The organism is Pseudomonas oryzihabitans (genome assembly GCF_024652905.1).
In the GTDB taxonomy this organism is placed as follows: Bacteria; Pseudomonadota; Gammaproteobacteria; order Pseudomonadales; family Pseudomonadaceae; genus Chryseomonas; species Chryseomonas benzopyrenica.
In genome coordinates this window covers 1,260,161-1,275,626 of the sequence record NZ_CP102428.1, presented here as the reverse complement: position 1 = coordinate 1,275,626, position 15,466 = coordinate 1,260,161, and the positions used below count along the sequence as shown (strand labels likewise).

Here is a 15,466-nt window from a genome sequence, read left to right as displayed (position 1 = left end):
CAGTTCGGTGAAGGCCTCGCCATAGACCAGCGCCAGGCGCAGCTGCTCGGGTTCGAGCAGCTGGGGATCCAGGGCTTCGCTCATGCTTCGATCATGAAGGGCGTCGGATCCCCGGCACCGACCCTGATCACTTCCGGCTCGTCGGCGGCCAGGCTGATGACGGTCGATGGCTGCAAGCCTCCCGGTCCGCCTTCGATCACCAGATCGACGAAGTGCTCGAGACGCTCGCGGATCTCCCAGGCATCGCCCAGGGCTTCGTCATCCCCCGGCAGGATCAGGCTCACGCTCATCAAGGGTTCGCCCAGCGCCTCCAGCAGCGCCAGGGTGATGGGATGCTGGGGCACCCGTACGCCAATGGTGCGCCGCTTGGGGTGCAGCAGCATGCGCGGCACCTCGCGCGTGGCGTTGAGGATGAAGGTGTAGGGGCCGGGGGTATAGGCCTTGAGCAGCCGGAAGGCGCTGGTATCCACCTTGGCATAGATGCCCAGCTCGGAGAGATCGCAGCACACCAGGGTGAAGTTGTGCTTGTCGTCGAGCTGGCGGATGCGGCGGATGCGCTCCACGGCGCTCTTCTCGCCGATACGGCAGCCCAGCGCATAGGACGAATCGGTGGGATAGGCGATGACGCCACCGGACTGGATGACTTCCACGGCCTGACGAATCAGCCGCGGCTGGGGATTCTGCGGATGAATCTCGATGAACTGGCTCATTGGGGTTCCCGATTCTGAGGGTACAGCGGTTGACTGAAGCGCGCCCAGAGGGGCGGCAGATCTTCGGGCAACGGACGGTACATGCCCAGGTCCGACCAGTCGGCCGGCGCATGGAAATCGCTGCCCGCACTCACCATCAGACCGAATTCCCGCGCCAGAATTGCCAGGGTGCCGACCTGCTCCGCCGGCTGCACGCCATTGACCACCTCGATGGCGTGGCCGCCGCCGGTGACGAATTCCCCGATCAGCTTGCGCAGCTTGGTGCGGGTGAAGCCATAGGCCAGCGGATGGGCCAGACTGATCCATGCCTTGGCGCCCTTCAGGGTCGCCAGGGTCTCGGCCAGGGTCGGCCAGTGCTGCTTGACGTCGCCGAGCTTGCCGCCGCCCAGCCACTTGCGAAAAGCCTCGCCACGGTCTTCGACAAAGCCCGCCTGCACCAGGTATTCGGCGAAATGCGGCCGGGCCGGCGCATTGCGACTGTCGCCCAGGGCCAGCTGCACCGCCCGGGCGCCGTCCAGGGTGCCGGGCATGCCCTTGGCCGCCAGCCGCCGGTCGATTTCCCGAGCGCGTTCCCAGCGCCCTTCGTGCAGGGCTTCCAGCGCGGCGTTCAACTCAGGCGCCTCGGGGTCGAAGTTGTAGCCCAGCACATGCAGGGTCGCGCAGCCCCAGGTGCAGGACATCTCGATCCCGGAGAGCAGGCGCAGCCCCAGGCCATCCGCGGCTGCCAGGGCTTCGGCATAGCCATCCAGGGTGTCGTGGTCGGTGATGGCCAGCAGTTGCACCCCGCGCTCATGGGCGCGTCTGACCACCTCGGCGGGCGCGAAGGCGCCGTCCGACGCGGTGGTATGACAGTGCAGGTCGATACGCATGGCTTTCTCCTCCGGCTTCATCAGGTATTATGCCGCGATGCACTGCTATCGGCTGCGTTAATGAAACAATTCATCGATTTCATCCCCCTGCTCCTGTTCTTCCTGGTCTACAAGCTCGATCCGCGTCCGGTGGAGTTCGCCGGGCACGCCTTTACCCTGGGCGGCATCTTCAGTGCCACCGCGGTCCTGATCATCGCCTCCCTGGTGGTCTACGGCGCGATCTTCGCGACCCAGCGCCGGCTGGAGAAGAGTCAGTGGCTGACGCTGATCGCCTGCCTGGTGTTCGGTGGCATGACCCTGGCGTTCCATAGCGAGACCTTCCTGAAGTGGAAAGCGCCGGTGGTGAACTGGCTGTTCGCCCTGGCCTTCCTGGGCAGTCAGTTCATCGGCGACAAGCCGCTGATCCAGCGCATGCTGGGCCACGCGGTGCGACTGCCGGCCCCGATCTGGACGCGGCTGAACATCGCCTGGATCATTTTCTTCATCGTCTGCGGCTGCGCGAATCTCTACGTGGCCTTCACCTACGAAAGCTTCTGGGTCGACTTCAAGGTCTTTGGCAGTCTGGCGATGACCCTGGTATTCATGCTCGGTCAGGGCCTCTATCTGGCGCGCCATCTGCAACCCATGGATGAACCGCGAGACTGATCCCATGAGTCAGATACTGCTGATCGACGACGACCAGGAACTGTGCGACCTGCTCGGTGCCTGGCTGAAACAGGAAGGCTTCGAGGTCACCGCCTGTCATGCCGGCAGCGACGCGCGCATCCAGTTGCGCGAGGCGACACCGGACGTGGTGGTGCTGGACGTGATGCTGCCTGACGGCAGTGGCCTGGAATTGCTCAAGCAGCTGCGCAGCGATCATCCGCAACTGCCCGTGCTGATGCTGTCGGGACGGGGCGAACCGCTCGACCGGATCCTCGGCCTGGAGCTGGGTGCCGACGACTACCTGGCCAAGCCCTGCGATCCGCGCGAACTCACCGCCCGCCTCCGAGCCATCCTCAGACGCAGTCATCCGGCCCAGCCCGCGGCCCGCCTGCAGCTGGGCGACCTGTCGCTGAGTCTGGCGCGCGGCGTCGCCAACATCGGCGAAACCGAGATCACCCTGACCCTCACCGAGAGTCGCATCCTCGAAGCCCTGCTGCGCCAGCCGGGCGATCCCCTGGAAAAGCAGGCCCTGGCCCAGGCGGCCCTGGGCCGCAAGCTGACCCTCTACGATCGCAGCCTGGACATGCATGTCAGCAATCTGCGCCGCAAGCTCGGCAGCCATGCCGACGGTCGTCCGCGCATCCTGGCGCTGCGGGGCCGCGGCTACTACTACAGCGTCTAGCCCACCGCGCAGCCTTTACCCCCTCTTTACGCCCGCTGACCGCCACTGACTCCCCCGCTCCTAGACTGGGCTCATCCGGTGTTGCACCGGTCATCCCAAGGAGATTTCTCGATGCGCAAACTCATGCCCGCCGTGCTGTTCGCCGCCCTGCTGCCGACCCTGACCCTGGCCGCTACCCAGGACAGCACCGACATCACCCCGCCGCCCCACGGCAAGCTGATGGATGGCGGTCCGCGTGGCGACGGCCCCCTGCGCGGTCTCAAGCTGACCCCCCAGCAACGCGAGCAGGTCGGCAAGCTGATGGGCGAGGAACGCCAGCAGCAGCGCGAGATCGTCAAGAGCTACCTCGACAAGCTGCCCGAGGATCAACGCAAGGCTCTGCACGATCAGCTGGATGGCAATCGCGACAAGACCCGCCAGTCCATTCGCGCCCTGCTCAAGCCCGATCAGCAGAAGCGCTTCGACGAAATGGAGAAGAAGCGTGAGGATCGCGCCAAGGAGTGGGCCGAGTTCCAGCAGTGGAAGCAGGACCACAAGTCCTCCTGATCCCCGATCGCTGCGCCGATGGTCCTCGGCGCAGCGTCTGACCAAGGCGACCGCATGGTTTTTCGTTCTCTCTTCTGGCGCATCTTCGCCACCTTCTGGCTGGCCATCCTGTCCGCGGTCGGCCTGACCATGCTGCTCGGCCACCTGGCCGATCAGGATTCCTGGATCCTCGCGCAGCATCCCGGCCTGCGCGACCTCCCCGAACAGTGGGTGCAACGTTATGAAAACGAAGGTCCCGCCGCCGCCCAAGGCCTACTCGAACAGCGCAAGGGCCGCTACGGCATCGATGTGCTGGTGCTGGGCGAGAACGGCTCGCCCCTGGTGCGCGGCACCCTGCCACCGCGCATCTTCGACCAGGATCTCGACCAGCCGCAGCGTCAGCAGCGCCCCGGCCCCGGCGCCCGCGACCCCAACCGGCCGTTGCCCTGGCGACGCCTGACCGACGAATACACCAGCCAGAGCGGCCAGACCTACCTGTTCATCTATCACCTGCCCACCCCCGAGCTGGGTGCCTGGCGCCGGCAGAGCCTGTTCTGGCCGGTCGGCATGCTGGCCATCGCCACGGTGGTGCTGACCCTGTTCAGCCTGCTGCTGACCCTCAGCCTGACCCGCCCGCTCAATCATCTAAGGCGTGCGGTCCATGATCTCGGGCAGACCGCCTACCAGCAGGACACCCTCGCCCGCCTCGCCCGCCGCAAGGACGAACTGGGCGTGCTGGCCGAAGACTTCAATCGCATGGGCGCCCATCTGCAGCGCCTGATCGACAGCCAGCGGCAGCTGCTGCGCGACGTGTCCCACGAGCTACGCTCCCCGCTGGCCCGCCTGCGCATCGCCCTGGCGCTGGCCGAACGCTCCGACCCCCATGACCTGGGCAACATGTGGCCGCGCCTGACTCTGGAATGCGACCGCCTGGAAACCCTGATCGGCGAGATCCTCGCCCTGGCGCGTCAGGAAGCGGATCCAGGCCCACCCGAGCAGCTGGAACTGCATCCGCTACTCGAAGGCCTGGTGGACGATGCTCAACTCAGCGCACCCCAGCAGCGGGTGGAACTCGACGTTCCCGCCGCCCTGCGCCTGGACGGCTGGCCGGACGTCCTGGAACGCGCCCTGGACAATCTCCTGCGCAATGCGCTGCGCTTCAATCCGCCCGCCCGCCCCATCGTCATCTCGGCAGCCGCGACCGCCGGCGAGGTACGCATCCAGGTACGTGACCATGGCCCCGGCGTCAAGGCCGACGACCTGCCGCGCCTGGGCGAACCCTTCTTCCGCTCGGACCAGCAGCACGCCACCGGCTACGGCCTAGGGCTGGCCATCGCTCGCCGCGCCGTGGAGCGCCATGGTGGCGAGCTGCACCTGAGCAATCACCCGGACGGCGGCTTTCTCGCCACCGTCACCCTGCCGCTCAGACCGGTGCTGGCCAATGGCTGACCTGAGCGCTCAGATCACGTGGCGCCGGAAGCCGCGGGGCCACCTCGGGCGTGCCCAGGTAGATGTAGCCCACCAGTTGCTCGCCTTCGGTCAGGCCAAGGCCCTGCAGGACCCAGGGGTCGTAGCTGAACTCACCGGAGCGCCAGACCGCACCCAGGCCCAGGGCGAAGGCCGCATTGACCAGACCGTGGGCCACGCAACCGGCGGTGATGATCTGCTCCTGAACGGGCACCTTGGGGTGCTCCTGGGGCACGGCGACGACGGCGATCACCAGGGGCGCCCGCAGCGGCATGCGCCGGGCCTTTTCCACGGCCGCGGTATCCGCGTCGGGCTCGCGACGGCGCAAGGCGTCGGCATAGAGCTCGCCAAGCGCCGTGCGACCTTCGCCGGCCACCAGGATCAGCCGCCAGGGGCGCAGCAGCTTGTGGTCCGGCGCCCGGTCCGCGGCGCGCAGCAGGACCTCCAGTTGCTCGGGGGTGGGGCCCGGTTCGGTCAGGCGACCGACCGAGGCGCGATTGCAAAGAGCTTCGAGGGCATCCATAGCGTCTCTCCTGTAAGGATGCCGCAGTGTAACCCAGGGACGACGGCCGAATTTGGCTGTCACAGCAGCGGAATCACTGACATTCTTGGCCGCTACCCGGATGGTCAGCTAAGATCGCGAATGCTAGAAAACCCGGCCGCTTTCATCGTCGCGAACGGAGTTATCCCGACCTCTCGCCTTTCTCGAAACGGACCCGACAGATGAAGTTTGCGCTCAACCGGTTCCTCGCTGCGTCCGGTGACAGCCTGGGCGTCTACTACGCCCGAGTGTTCGCCTATCTGATCGCCGCCGCCAGCGTCACTGCGGGTTACTACACCCAGACCGATGCCGTGGGCCTGTGGTTGATCCCCTATGCCCTGCTCTATCCGCACCTGGCCCAGACCCTGAGCCTCAAGCTCAGACGCGATCGTGGCGCCCAGACCGATATCCTGCTGGCCGCCATAGACGCCATTCACGTCGGCATGGCCGCGGTGGTGTTGCGCTTCCCGCTGATGCCTACCCTGATGCTGCTGTTCATGCTCGGCTACACCAGCATGCTGCGCGGTGGTCCCCGTCTGCTCGGCCTCTGCCTGCTGTTCGCCACCAGTGCCGCGGCGCTGGGCAGTGCCACCTTCTTTCATGGCGTCGACCTTACCAGCCCGCTACTGGTGGCGGTCACCAGCGTAGTGGGCACCATGCTGCACCTCTGGGGTACCGGCTACTTCCTGCACCGGCAGCGCAAGCGCCTCATCCAGATCAACGACGACCTCAAGCGCGAGCAGGAGAAGTCGGCGATCCTGGCGCATAACCTTGCGAAATACCTCTCGCCCCAGGTCTGGGAATCCATCTTCACGGGCAAGCAGCACATCGCCCTGGGCACCCAGCGCAAGAAGATCACGGTGTTCTTCTCCGACATCAAGGGCTTCACCGAGCTGTCCGAAGAACTCGAGGCCGAAGCCCTCACCGACATGCTCAACAACTACCTCAACGAGATGTCGAAGATCGCCGTGAAGTACGGCGGCACCATCGACAAGTTCGTCGGTGACTGCGTGATGGTGTTCTTTGGCGACGCCAACAGCCAGGGCGCCAAGAAGGACGCCGTGGCCGCGGTCTCCATGGCCATCGCCATGCGCAAGCACATGAAGGTCCTGCGCCAGCAGTGGCGCAGCCAGGGCATTAACAAGCCGCTGGAAATCCGCATGGGCCTGAACACCGGTTACTGTACGGTCGGCAACTTCGGCTCCAGCACGCGCATGGACTACACCATCATCGGTCGCGAAGTGAACCTGGCCAGCCGCCTGGAGAATGCTGCCGATGCCGGCGAGATCCTGATCAGCCACGAGACCTACTCGCTGGTCAAGGAAACCATCATGTGCCGCGACAAGAGCTGGATCACCGTCAAGGGCTTCAGCAAGCCGGTGCAAATCTACCAGGTGGTGGACTTCCGTCGTGACCTGGGCGCCTCCCCCAGCTATGTCGAACACGAACTGCCGGGCTTCTCCATGTACCTGGATACCAACAACATCCAGAACTACGACAAGGAGCGAGTCATCCAGGCGCTGCAACTGGCGGCGGAAAAGTTGAAGGACAAGGTGATCCTCTAACTCCCCCCGCCTTTCCTGCAGGCAGAAAAAAGCCCCGGATATCCGGGGCTTTTTCATGGGACCGCGGGAATCAATCCTCGCGATAGCGACGCAGGCGCAGGGCCTTGCCAGCTACACGGGTGTCCTTGAGCTTGGTCAGCAGACGCTCCAGGCCTTCCTCGGGCAGCTCCACCAGGCTGAAGGAGTCACGGATCTGGATGCGGCCGATGGCCTCGCGATCCATGCCGCCTTCGTTGATGATGGCACCCAGCAAGTTCTTGGCGGCAACGCCGTCACGGGCGCCTAGGGCGGTGCGGCAACGCACGCGGCCTTCCGGCAGCGGCTGCATCGGACGACGCTCGCCGCGATCCGGACGCTCGCCGCGCTCAGGGCGGTCGCCCCGCTCAGGACGCTCGCCACGGGGACGTTCGCCACGACCGGCGCCGGGGGTCAGCGGCTGCTCGCGACGCACCGACTCGATATCCAGGGCGCGGCCGCTGGTCAGTTTGGCCAGCAGGGCCGCCGCCAGGGTCGAAGGATCGCACTGCAGACGCTCGCACAGTTCCTGACGCAGGGCGCCGTGAGTGGTGTCGGCATCGGCCAGCAGCGAACCCACGCCATCGGCCAGGCGGGAGATACGGGCTTCCAGCACGGCTTCGGCGTCGGGCAGGCGGATTTCGCCGACGCGCTGACCGGTGACGCGCTCGATGACCTGCAGCATGCGGCGCTCGCGCGGGGTGACCAGCAGCAACGCACGACCTTCACGACCGGCACGGCCGGTACGACCGATCCGGTGCACATAGGATTCCGGATCGTAGGGCATGTCCACGTTCAGCACGTGGGTGATGCGCGCCACGTCCAGACCACGGGCAGCGACGTCGGTGGCGACCACGATGTCCAGCGAACCGTCCTTGAGGGACTCGATGGTCTTCTCGCGCTGGGCCTGGGGCATGTCGCCATTCAGGGCGCTGACGCGATAGCCCTGGCGCTCCAGCAGCTCGGCCAGGTCCAGGGTCGCCTGCTTGGTGCGCACGAAGGCGATCAGGGCGTCGAAGTTCTCCACTTCCAGCAGGCGCAGCACCGAGGCCGGCTTCTGGTCGGCGTGGACCATCAGGTGCGCCTGCTCGATGCGGGCGACGGTCTGGGTCTTGGCCGCGATGCGGACGTGTTGCGGCTCCTTGAGGTGACGCTCGGCGATGGCGCGGATCGACGGCGGCAGGGTCGCCGAGAACAGCACGGTCTGGCGGGATTCCGGCATGGCTTCGAAGATGAATTCGAGGTCATCCATGAAGCCCAGCTTGAGCATCTCGTCGGCTTCGTCGAGCACCAGGTGCTGGACGGTGGCCAGCAGGTTGTCGTCGCGACGCAGGTGGTCGCACAGACGACCGGGGGTGGCGACCAGCACCTGGGCACCCATGCGCAGGGACTTCAGCTGCGGGCCCATGGGCGCGCCGCCGTAGAGGGCCACGACCTTCACGCCGGGCATCTCGGTGGAATAGGTTTCGCAGGCGGTAGCCACCTGCAGGGCCAGTTCACGGGTGGGAACCAGCACCAGAATCTGGGGTTCGCGACGGGACGGGTCGAGCTGCGAGAGCAGCGGCAGAGCGAAGGCTGCGGTCTTGCCGGTACCGGTCTGCGCCTGGCCGATCATGTCGTGGCCGGCGAGGATCACCGGGATGGACTGCGACTGGATGGGCGACGGCTCTTCGTAGCCGACGGCCTTGATGGCGGCGAGGATGGCGGGATTGAGATTGAGCGCAGCGAAATTGCTGATGTCCTGGGTCATTGTCTTGCCTCGTGTGCTTCGCAAAGACCCCAAAGCCAAGAGCTGCGCTTATCCGAATGACCGAAGTCGCCCAGGCAGCCAAGGTGTGAGCTTTTTGCGAAATAAAGATGAAAAAGGGGTGGAGCGTCTAGGATTGTTCGCCGTCGGGCGAACGCACGACCGGCGTAACCATGGCGGCGGACCGGGAAAATGCAGTTCCTGAACGGAAGGTCAAAAAGACCGGGGCGAATAATACCCGAACCCTGGACATTTCTCCAGAGAACCTTGGTCTACTTTTAGGGTCAGGTTGCCGCACGCAGGTTGTTCAGATAGGCCTCCAGATCGAAGCCGATGCGCAGGCTCAGTTCGCGAACGCGCTGCCGTGCGCCAGCCTCGTCCAGCTCCTGCTCCAGGCTCGCCGGTACCAGCAGGATCACGTTGCCCTCCACCACCGGGCACTCCCAGTAATGATGGCGGAACAGCCCGCGCAGCAGCGCCGCGCCCAGCGGCTTGCCGTCGGTGGCGCTCCACTGGTTGATCATCAACCAGCCGCCCGGGTTGAGCTTGGCCTGGCAGTCTTCCAGAAAACGCCAGGCCAGGTGGGCGCTGGACGGGCCGACATCGGTGTAGAGATCGACAAAGATCAGATCTGCCGGCGCCGCGCTATCGAGCAGCTCCAGGGCATCGCCGATCCGGATCTGCAGCCGCGGATCTTCGCCAAGGCCAAGATGCTGCCGTGCCAGGCGCGGCACCGCGGGGCGCAGCTCCAGGGCTTCCACCGCCTCCAGGGGCAGCCACTTGAGGCAGGCCTGAGTCAGGGTGCCGGCGCCCAGGCCGAGAAAGAGCGCCCGCTGCGGCTGCGGGTGGCAGAGCGCGCCCAGCAGCATGGCGCGGTTGTAGTCGTATTCCAGCCAGGCGGGGTCCGTGGTGAAGACACAGCTCTGCTCCACCTCTTCGCCGAATTCAAGGAAGCGATAAGGCCCCACCTCCACCACCCGAATCCGGCCATGGTCGTCGACGACCTCTTCCAGCAACACTTCCGTCTCGACCATCACCACCCTCCTCTATAGCCGCCCATGGTAGCCGCGATGGGCACTGTCTATCGAGAGTTGTCGCTGCTATCGGTTACCATGGAAGGCTTCGTCGCACCACTCAGAGAGAATCATGTCCGCGCCCTGGAGCCCCACCAGCTGGAGAGGCCTGCCCATCCAGCAACAGCCCGAATACCCCGATCAAGCCCGTCTCGCCGATGTCGAGCGCACCCTGGCGGGTTATCCGCCCCTGGTCTTTGCTGGCGAAGCCCGCGAATTGCGCCGACAGTTCGCTGAGGTCACCCAGGGGCGGGCCTTCCTGTTGCAGGGCGGCGATTGCGCGGAAAGCTTCTTCGAATTCTCTGCCAGCAAGATTCGCGACACCTTCAAGGTGCTGCTGCAGATGGCGGTGGTCATGACCTTTGCCGCCGGCTGCCCGGTGGTCAAGGTCGGTCGCATGGCCGGCCAGTTCGCCAAGCCACGCTCTGCGAATGACGAGGTCCAGGATGGCGTCTCCCTGCCGGCCTACCGCGGCGACATCGTCAATGGCATCGACTTCACCGAAGGCAGCCGTGTCCCGGATCCGCAGCGTCTGATCCAGGCCTACAACCAGTCCACCGCGACCCTCAACCTGTTGCGCGCGTTCGCCCAGGGTGGTTTCGCCGACCTGCACCAGGTGCATCGCTGGAACCTGGACTTCATCGCCAACTCGGCTCTGGCCGACCGCTATCACCAGCTGGCGGACCGCATCGACGAGACCCTGGCGTTCATGCGCGCCTGCGGCCTGGACACCGCGCCCCAGGTCAAGGAAACCAACTTCTTCACCGCCCACGAGGCGCTACTGCTCAACTACGAAGAAGCCTTCGTCCGCCGCGACAGCCTGACCGGCGATTGGTACGACTGCTCCGCGCACATGCTCTGGATCGGCGACCGCACCCGTCAGCCCGACGGTGCCCACGTGGAATTCCTGCGTGGCGTGAACAACCCCATCGGCGTCAAGGTCGGCCCTTCCACCACCAGCGAAGACCTGATCCGCCTGATCGACACCCTCAATCCGGAGAACGATCCAGGCCGCCTCAACCTGATCGTGCGCATGGGCGTGGGCAAGGTTGGCGATCACCTGCCGCGGCTGATCCAGACCGTCGAGCGTGAAGGCCGCCAGGTGCTGTGGAGTTCCGACCCCATGCACGGCAACACCATCAAGGCCTCCAGCGGCTACAAGACCCGGGATTTCGCCAGCGTGCTGGGCGAGGTCAAGGAGTTCTTCGGCGTGCACAAGGCCGAGGGCACCTATGCTGGCGGCATCCATATCGAAATGACCGGACAGAACGTCACCGAGTGTATCGGCGGCGCCCGCCCGGTCACTGAGGACGCCCTCTCCGATCGTTACCACACCCATTGCGATCCGCGCCTGAACGCCGACCAGTCCCTGGAACTGGCCTTCATGATCGCCGAGACGCTCAAGGGCATCCGTCGTTGAGCAGCCTGCGCGGCCTCTAGCGCCGCGCCACTGCCTCCCGCAAGACGTCCGCCCGCCCGTGCAATTGCAGGTCGGCGAGGCCCAGCCAGTCGGCCAGGGCCCATAACTGCCCAGCCAGGGCATCCAGGCCTTCCTCATCCAGCCCCGCCGGCTCCAGGTGCACCGCATGCACTGCCAGGCGCGACTGCGCCCGCTCGGCGCGCAGATCCACCCGCGCGGCCAGCCGCTCTCGGTAGAGAAAGGGCAGCACATAGTAGCCATAGACCCGTTTGGGTGCCGGCGTGTAGATCTCCAGTCGATAGCGGAAACCGAACAACTGCTCGGTGCGCTCGCGCTCCCAGACCAGGGAATCGAAGGGCGACAGCAACGCGGCGGCCTGCACCGGCCGCCCGGGGTTCGGGGTATCCACCACATAGGCTGGCTTCGACCAGCCCTGCACCTGGATCGGCTGCAGACTGCCCTCCTCCTGCAACTCGGCGATACCCTGGCGTGCTTCGGCGGGACTCAGACGGAAGTAGTCGCGCAGCTGGACCTCGCTCGCCACCCCCAGAGCACGGGCGCTGCGCAACAGCAGTGCCCGCCGTGCGGCTTCAGGCGTGGGGGCCGGAGCCGCGAGCAGCGCCGCCGGCAGTACCCGCTCGGGCAGGTCATAGAGCCGCTCGAAACCGCGCCGCCCCGCCACCGTCACCTCGCCGGCAGCGAACAGCCACTCCAGCGCCAGCTTGCCCGGACTCCAGTCCCACCAGGGACCGGCCTGCTCGGCACGCTTCGCCAGTCTGCCAGCGCCCAGGGCGCCGCGTTGCACGACCGCTTCCAGGGTCTGGGCGACGACCTGCGGCTGCTCGACGGCGAACCGTGCCAGCTGGCGATAGATGCCGACGCCCTGGCGCGCCTGCTCGCGACGCCAGCGCAACTCGGCCCAGACCTCGGCTGGCACCAGCGAGGCCTCGTGGGCCCAGCACTCATAGAGCTGGCGCTTGCGCCCCCGGCCCCAGGCCAGGGCATCGAAGTCGGCGCAGGCATAGCGGCCGAGACGACTGAACAGCGGTAGATAGTGCGAGCGCACCAGGGCGTTGACCGAGTCGATCTGCAGCACATTCAGGCGCACGGCCTGGCGGTACAGGGCGGCAGCGCCCGCGCCGCCCTTAGGTTGGCTACCGAAGCCCTGGGCGCGCAAGGCCAGGCGTCTGGCCTCGCGCAGGGAAAGGCTTTCCATCCGAACTCCTGATAGCGAGAGGTGATGCTCCACCCTAGCAGGATCGGCGGCCCCCCTCCTCTGCCGGCTGCTGCCAAAAGGGCTTGTCAGCCTCCTGCCAGGCATCGGCGCGACTCAGACCCAGGTCGTGCAAGGCACTGTCATCCAGCCGATAGAGCGCACGGCGCTGACGGGAGACCTGTACCGCTCGCTGCCACCAGGCCAGGGCCCGACGCAGGCGGCAGCTGACGTCCAGATATCCACGGGCGCGAGCGAACGAATCATGGTGAGTAGCGAGCCGAGCCATGGTGAAACTCCTTCTCCAAGGGGTATGGCCCAAGTCTGGAAGCTGGCATAACATCAATCCAACGAATCTTTCTGATGCGATCCATTCACCAGGCTGATGCCATGAACTATCCCAGCATAGAGACCGATCTGTTGCGCACCTTTGTCGCCATCGCTGACCAGGGCGGCTTCACCCGTGCCGCCGAGGTGGTCAATCGCACCCAGTCGGCGGTGAGCATGCAAATGCGCAAGCTCGAAGAAGACGTACTGCAGCGGCGGCTGTTCGAGCGGGAGGGCCGCCAGGTACGCCTGACGGCGGAAGGCCAGATCCTGCTGGGCTTCGCCCGGCGGATCCTCAAGCTGCATGGCGAGGTGATGACTACCCTGCGCGAGCCGCACATGGTGGGCACGGTGCGTATCGGCACCCCCGATGACTATGTCATGAGGTTCATTCCGGGCATCCTGGCGGGCTTCGCCAAGGCCTATCCGCTGGTGCAGGTGGATGTCCACTGCGAGACCACCGCGGGCCTGCTGCAACGTCAGGACCTGGATCTGACCATCGTCACCCGCGAACCAGGCAACGAGATCGGCCTGCCCCTGCGTCGCGAGCGCTTCATCTGGGCCGAGGCGCCGGGTTTCGATATCCACCAGCGCGATCCGTTGCCGCTGGCGATGTTCAACACCTCGTGCTTTCTCAGCGAATGGGCCCGACGCGCCCTGGACAGTCGTGGGCGTGGCTATCGCCTGGCCTACAGCAGCCCGAGCCTGGCGGCGCTGCTGGGCATCGTCAAGGCGGGCCTGGCCGTCACCGCGCAATTGGAAAGCCTGTTGCCCAGCGAACTGCGCCGCCTGAGCGAAGCCGAGGGCATGCCCGATCTGCCGGCCTGCTCCATCGAACTGCTGCGCAATCCGCGCAGCGCTTCACCGATCATCGACACCCTCGCCGAGCATATCGCCGAGGGCTTTCGGCAGTAGGACTTGTCTGAAAAGTCGCCGAGCGAAGGTGAGGCAAAGCAAGAATCAGCGAGGAAGCGGATCGGACTTGCGCTCGAGTTTACAAATGGTAAATGAGCATTCCGACCGAGCTGGCGATCCAGCTGATTTTTAACGCAGCATCACCCATGCGCAGGCAGTTTTCAGACAACGTCTAATCAGCGCAGCGCCAGCAGCACCGCACACAGCAGCAGGAAACCACAGAACAGCAGCCGCAGCAGGCGCTCGGGCAGCTGGTGCGCCAACTTCACGCCCCAGCTCACGCTGAGCAGCCCACCCAGGGCGAGCGGAATACCCACGCTCCAGTCGACTTCCCCATGCCAGGCGTAGCTGGCCAGGGTGACCCCGGTGGTGGGCAGCGCCATGGCCAGGGACATGCCCTGGGCCGCCACCTGGGTCAGGCCCATGACTCCGGCCAGGATCGGCGTGGCGATCACTGCGCCACCGACACCGAACAGCCCGCCGACCATACCCGCAACCAGCCCCAGCACGCCGAGACCCAGCCGGCTCGGCGTCGTCAGCGGCGGCTGGCCACGACGATAGAGTTGCCAGAGGTTGTAGAGCACCAGCAGGAACAGGAAGCCGACGAAGCCGTGGCGCATCGAGCGGGCATCCAGGGACACCGCCAACGCCGTGCCCACCAGGGCCGACAGCATCCCGGCCGCGGCCAGCAGCCCGGCGCGTTGCCAGTCGATGCGGTTGCGCTGGTTGTACTTGTAGACCGACAGCAGCACGTTGGGCACCACCATCACCAGGGCGGTGCCCTGGGCCAGTTGCTGGTCGAGGCCGAACAGCAGGGCCAGCACCGGAATGGCGATCAAGCCGCCGCCGATGCCGAACAGGCCACCCACCACGCCCAGCAGCGCGCCGAGGAAGACATCGATCAACAACGTAAACAGCGATTCCACGATGGCACTATCCAGCAGCGAAGAAAGGTTGAAACAGCGGTCGATCCTGGCAGACACCCAGACAGCAAAAAGCCCGGCAAGCCGGGCTTTCTGTCGAGACGCCTGGATTAGAGCCTGTTCAAAGTCTCGCGAGCTAGAGCCAAACAAGGCGAAAAGGGTTGAGGAAGCGGAGTTTACAAGTAGTAAATGAGCATTCCGAAACCATTTTCAACGCCGTTTGGCCGACGCGCAGCAGACTTTGGATAGGTTCTTAGACCTTGGCGCGCGACTTGTACTCGTTGGTACGGGTGTCGATCTCGATGTGGTCGCCGATATCGCAGAACTCGGAAACCTTCAGCTCGTAGCCATTGTTCAGGCGCGCGGTCTTCATGACCTTGCCCGAGGTGTCGCCGCGAACGGCCGGCTCGGTGTAGGCGATCTGGCGCACGATGGTGGTGGGTAGCTCGATGGAGATGACGCGGTCGTTGTAGAACACCGCTTCGCAGACGTCGGTCATGCCGTCTTCGATGAAGGCGATGGCTTCGCCCAGGTCGTCTTTCTCGACTTCGTACTGGTTGTAGTCGTTGTCGACGAACACATACAGGGGATCGGCGAAGTAGGAATAGGTCACTTCCTTACGATCCAGAATCACCGGCTCGAGCTTGTCGTCAGCGCGGAAGACGGTCTCGGTCGCGCTGCCGGAGAGCAGGCTCTTCAGCTTCATCTTGACCACTGCAGCGTTACGGCCGGACTTGTTGTATTCAGCTTTCTGGATGACCCAGGGAGCGTTGTCGATCATGGCCACTTGGCCGGCACGGAACTCTTGTGCGGTTTTCATGCGGTTATC

16 protein-coding genes are annotated in these 15,466 nt (G+C 65.3%); 7 read left to right on the top strand and 9 right to left on the bottom strand.

From position 1 onward, the window contains the following. Positions 1-80 precede the first annotated feature (80 nt). Both NRG74_RS05915 and NRG74_RS05910 read right to left on the bottom strand, forming a co-directional pair. The gene (locus tag NRG74_RS05915) at positions 81-710 is read right to left on the bottom strand and encodes an L-threonylcarbamoyladenylate synthase (protein ID WP_064308856.1); all 630 of its coding nucleotides are present in this window, start codon (positions 708-710) and stop codon (positions 81-83) included. Beyond that, positions 707-1,579, bottom strand: coding sequence for a PHP domain-containing protein (locus NRG74_RS05910; RefSeq protein WP_257706001.1), 873 nt, complete (start codon positions 1,577-1,579; stop codon positions 707-709). Before NRG74_RS05910 ends, NRG74_RS05915 begins: the two co-directional genes overlap by 4 nt. 60 nt (positions 1,580-1,639) lie before the next feature. On the opposite strand from NRG74_RS05910, the gene NRG74_RS05905 reads away from it, so the two are divergent. The 4 genes from NRG74_RS05905 (at position 1,640) to NRG74_RS05890 (ending at position 4,880) form a co-directional block, all read left to right on the top strand. Further along, entirely contained in the window at positions 1,640-2,224 is a 585-nt protein-coding gene (locus NRG74_RS05905; protein WP_064308855.1) for a septation protein A, read from the top strand. Positions 2,225-2,228: 4 nt separating this feature from the next. Next, complete coding sequence (locus NRG74_RS05900) at positions 2,229-2,906, top strand: response regulator transcription factor (RefSeq protein WP_017640490.1); 678 nt, start codon at positions 2,229-2,231, stop codon at positions 2,904-2,906. Between the two features lie 111 nt (positions 2,907-3,017). Beyond that, positions 3,018-3,452: a Spy/CpxP family protein refolding chaperone gene (locus NRG74_RS05895; protein ID WP_231355175.1), complete on the top strand. Its 435-nt coding sequence runs from the start codon at positions 3,018-3,020 to the stop codon at positions 3,450-3,452. 54 nt (positions 3,453-3,506) lie between these two features. Beyond that, positions 3,507-4,880, top strand: a complete 1,374-nt coding sequence (locus NRG74_RS05890) for a sensor histidine kinase (protein WP_257706000.1) — start codon at positions 3,507-3,509, stop codon at positions 4,878-4,880. On the opposite strand, the gene NRG74_RS05885 is transcribed toward NRG74_RS05890, so the two are convergent. Continuing rightward, positions 4,855-5,421, bottom strand: coding sequence for a nitroreductase family protein (locus NRG74_RS05885; RefSeq protein ID WP_257705999.1), 567 nt, complete (start codon positions 5,419-5,421; stop codon positions 4,855-4,857). The two genes, NRG74_RS05890 and NRG74_RS05885, sit on opposite strands and share 26 nt — an antisense overlap. Positions 5,422-5,621: 200 nt before the next feature. Between NRG74_RS05885 and NRG74_RS05880 the strand changes: the two genes are divergently transcribed. Next, positions 5,622-7,004: an adenylate/guanylate cyclase domain-containing protein gene (locus tag NRG74_RS05880; RefSeq protein ID WP_160922533.1), complete on the top strand. Its 1,383-nt coding sequence runs from the start codon at positions 5,622-5,624 to the stop codon at positions 7,002-7,004. A 70-nt stretch (positions 7,005-7,074) separates the two neighbouring features. On the opposite strand, the gene NRG74_RS05875 is transcribed toward NRG74_RS05880, so the two are convergent. Both NRG74_RS05875 and NRG74_RS05870 read right to left on the bottom strand, forming a co-directional pair. Then, positions 7,075-8,769 (bottom strand): DEAD/DEAH box helicase, encoded by a 1,695-nt coding sequence (locus NRG74_RS05875; RefSeq protein WP_017640485.1) that lies wholly within the window; start codon positions 8,767-8,769, stop codon positions 7,075-7,077. Positions 8,770-9,050: 281 nt separating this feature from the next. Beyond that, the gene (locus NRG74_RS05870) at positions 9,051-9,800 is read right to left on the bottom strand and encodes a spermidine synthase (RefSeq protein ID WP_257705998.1); all 750 of its coding nucleotides are present in this window, start codon (positions 9,798-9,800) and stop codon (positions 9,051-9,053) included. Between the two features lie 112 nt (positions 9,801-9,912). Between NRG74_RS05870 and NRG74_RS05865 the strand changes: the two genes are divergently transcribed. Then, positions 9,913-11,259, top strand: a complete 1,347-nt coding sequence (locus NRG74_RS05865; protein ID WP_257705997.1) for a class II 3-deoxy-7-phosphoheptulonate synthase — start codon at positions 9,913-9,915, stop codon at positions 11,257-11,259. A 16-nt stretch (positions 11,260-11,275) separates the two neighbouring features. Here NRG74_RS05865 and NRG74_RS05860 read toward each other — a convergent pair whose 3' ends face one another. Next, positions 11,276-12,475 carry a winged helix-turn-helix domain-containing protein gene (locus NRG74_RS05860; RefSeq protein ID WP_257705996.1) on the bottom strand — a complete coding sequence of 400 codons (1,200 nt, stop codon included), beginning with the start codon at positions 12,473-12,475 and terminating at the stop codon, positions 11,276-11,278. Positions 12,476-12,509: 34 nt separating this feature from the next. After that, positions 12,510-12,761: a DUF1127 domain-containing protein gene (locus tag NRG74_RS05855; protein WP_257705995.1), complete on the bottom strand. Its 252-nt coding sequence runs from the start codon at positions 12,759-12,761 to the stop codon at positions 12,510-12,512. Positions 12,762-12,862: 101 nt separating this feature from the next. Between NRG74_RS05855 and NRG74_RS05850 the strand changes: the two genes are divergently transcribed. Further along, positions 12,863-13,714 carry a LysR substrate-binding domain-containing protein gene (locus NRG74_RS05850; RefSeq protein WP_017640480.1) on the top strand — a complete coding sequence of 284 codons (852 nt, stop codon included), beginning with the start codon at positions 12,863-12,865 and terminating at the stop codon, positions 13,712-13,714. Positions 13,715-13,890: 176 nt separating this feature from the next. Here NRG74_RS05850 and NRG74_RS05845 read toward each other — a convergent pair whose 3' ends face one another. Beyond that, complete coding sequence (locus NRG74_RS05845; protein WP_257706564.1) at positions 13,891-14,631, bottom strand: sulfite exporter TauE/SafE family protein; 741 nt, start codon at positions 14,629-14,631, stop codon at positions 13,891-13,893. Positions 14,632-14,890: 259 nt separating this feature from the next. Further along, positions 14,891-15,457, bottom strand: coding sequence for an elongation factor P (gene efp, locus NRG74_RS05840; protein ID WP_160922794.1), 567 nt, complete (start codon positions 15,455-15,457; stop codon positions 14,891-14,893). Positions 15,458-15,466: the final 9 nt, after the last annotated feature.

Excerpts from the sequence above, each read along its gene's own strand:
- NRG74_RS05915 (WP_064308856.1), bottom strand. The coding sequence starts at position 710 with ATGAGCCAGTTCATCGAGATTCATCCGCAGAATCCCCAGCCGCGGCTG.
- NRG74_RS05910 (WP_257706001.1), bottom strand. The coding sequence starts at position 1,579 with ATGCGTATCGACCTGCACTGTCATACCACCGCGTCGGACGGCGCCTTC.
- NRG74_RS05905 (WP_064308855.1), top strand. The coding sequence starts at position 1,640 with ATGAAACAATTCATCGATTTCATCCCCCTGCTCCTGTTCTTCCTGGTC.
- NRG74_RS05900 (WP_017640490.1), top strand. The coding sequence starts at position 2,229 with ATGAGTCAGATACTGCTGATCGACGACGACCAGGAACTGTGCGACCTG.
- NRG74_RS05895 (WP_231355175.1), top strand. The coding sequence starts at position 3,018 with ATGCGCAAACTCATGCCCGCCGTGCTGTTCGCCGCCCTGCTGCCGACC.
- NRG74_RS05890 (WP_257706000.1), top strand. The coding sequence starts at position 3,507 with ATGGTTTTTCGTTCTCTCTTCTGGCGCATCTTCGCCACCTTCTGGCTG.
- NRG74_RS05885 (WP_257705999.1), bottom strand. The coding sequence starts at position 5,421 with ATGGATGCCCTCGAAGCTCTTTGCAATCGCGCCTCGGTCGGTCGCCTG.
- NRG74_RS05880 (WP_160922533.1), top strand. The coding sequence starts at position 5,622 with ATGAAGTTTGCGCTCAACCGGTTCCTCGCTGCGTCCGGTGACAGCCTG.
- NRG74_RS05875 (WP_017640485.1), bottom strand. The coding sequence starts at position 8,769 with ATGACCCAGGACATCAGCAATTTCGCTGCGCTCAATCTCAATCCCGCC.
- NRG74_RS05870 (WP_257705998.1), bottom strand. The coding sequence starts at position 9,800 with ATGGTCGAGACGGAAGTGTTGCTGGAAGAGGTCGTCGACGACCATGGC.
- NRG74_RS05865 (WP_257705997.1), top strand. The coding sequence starts at position 9,913 with ATGTCCGCGCCCTGGAGCCCCACCAGCTGGAGAGGCCTGCCCATCCAG.
- NRG74_RS05860 (WP_257705996.1), bottom strand. The coding sequence starts at position 12,475 with ATGGAAAGCCTTTCCCTGCGCGAGGCCAGACGCCTGGCCTTGCGCGCC.
- NRG74_RS05855 (WP_257705995.1), bottom strand. The coding sequence starts at position 12,761 with ATGGCTCGGCTCGCTACTCACCATGATTCGTTCGCTCGCGCCCGTGGA.
- NRG74_RS05850 (WP_017640480.1), top strand. The coding sequence starts at position 12,863 with ATGAACTATCCCAGCATAGAGACCGATCTGTTGCGCACCTTTGTCGCC.
- efp (WP_160922794.1), bottom strand. The coding sequence starts at position 15,457 with ATGAAAACCGCACAAGAGTTCCGTGCCGGCCAAGTGGCCATGATCGAC.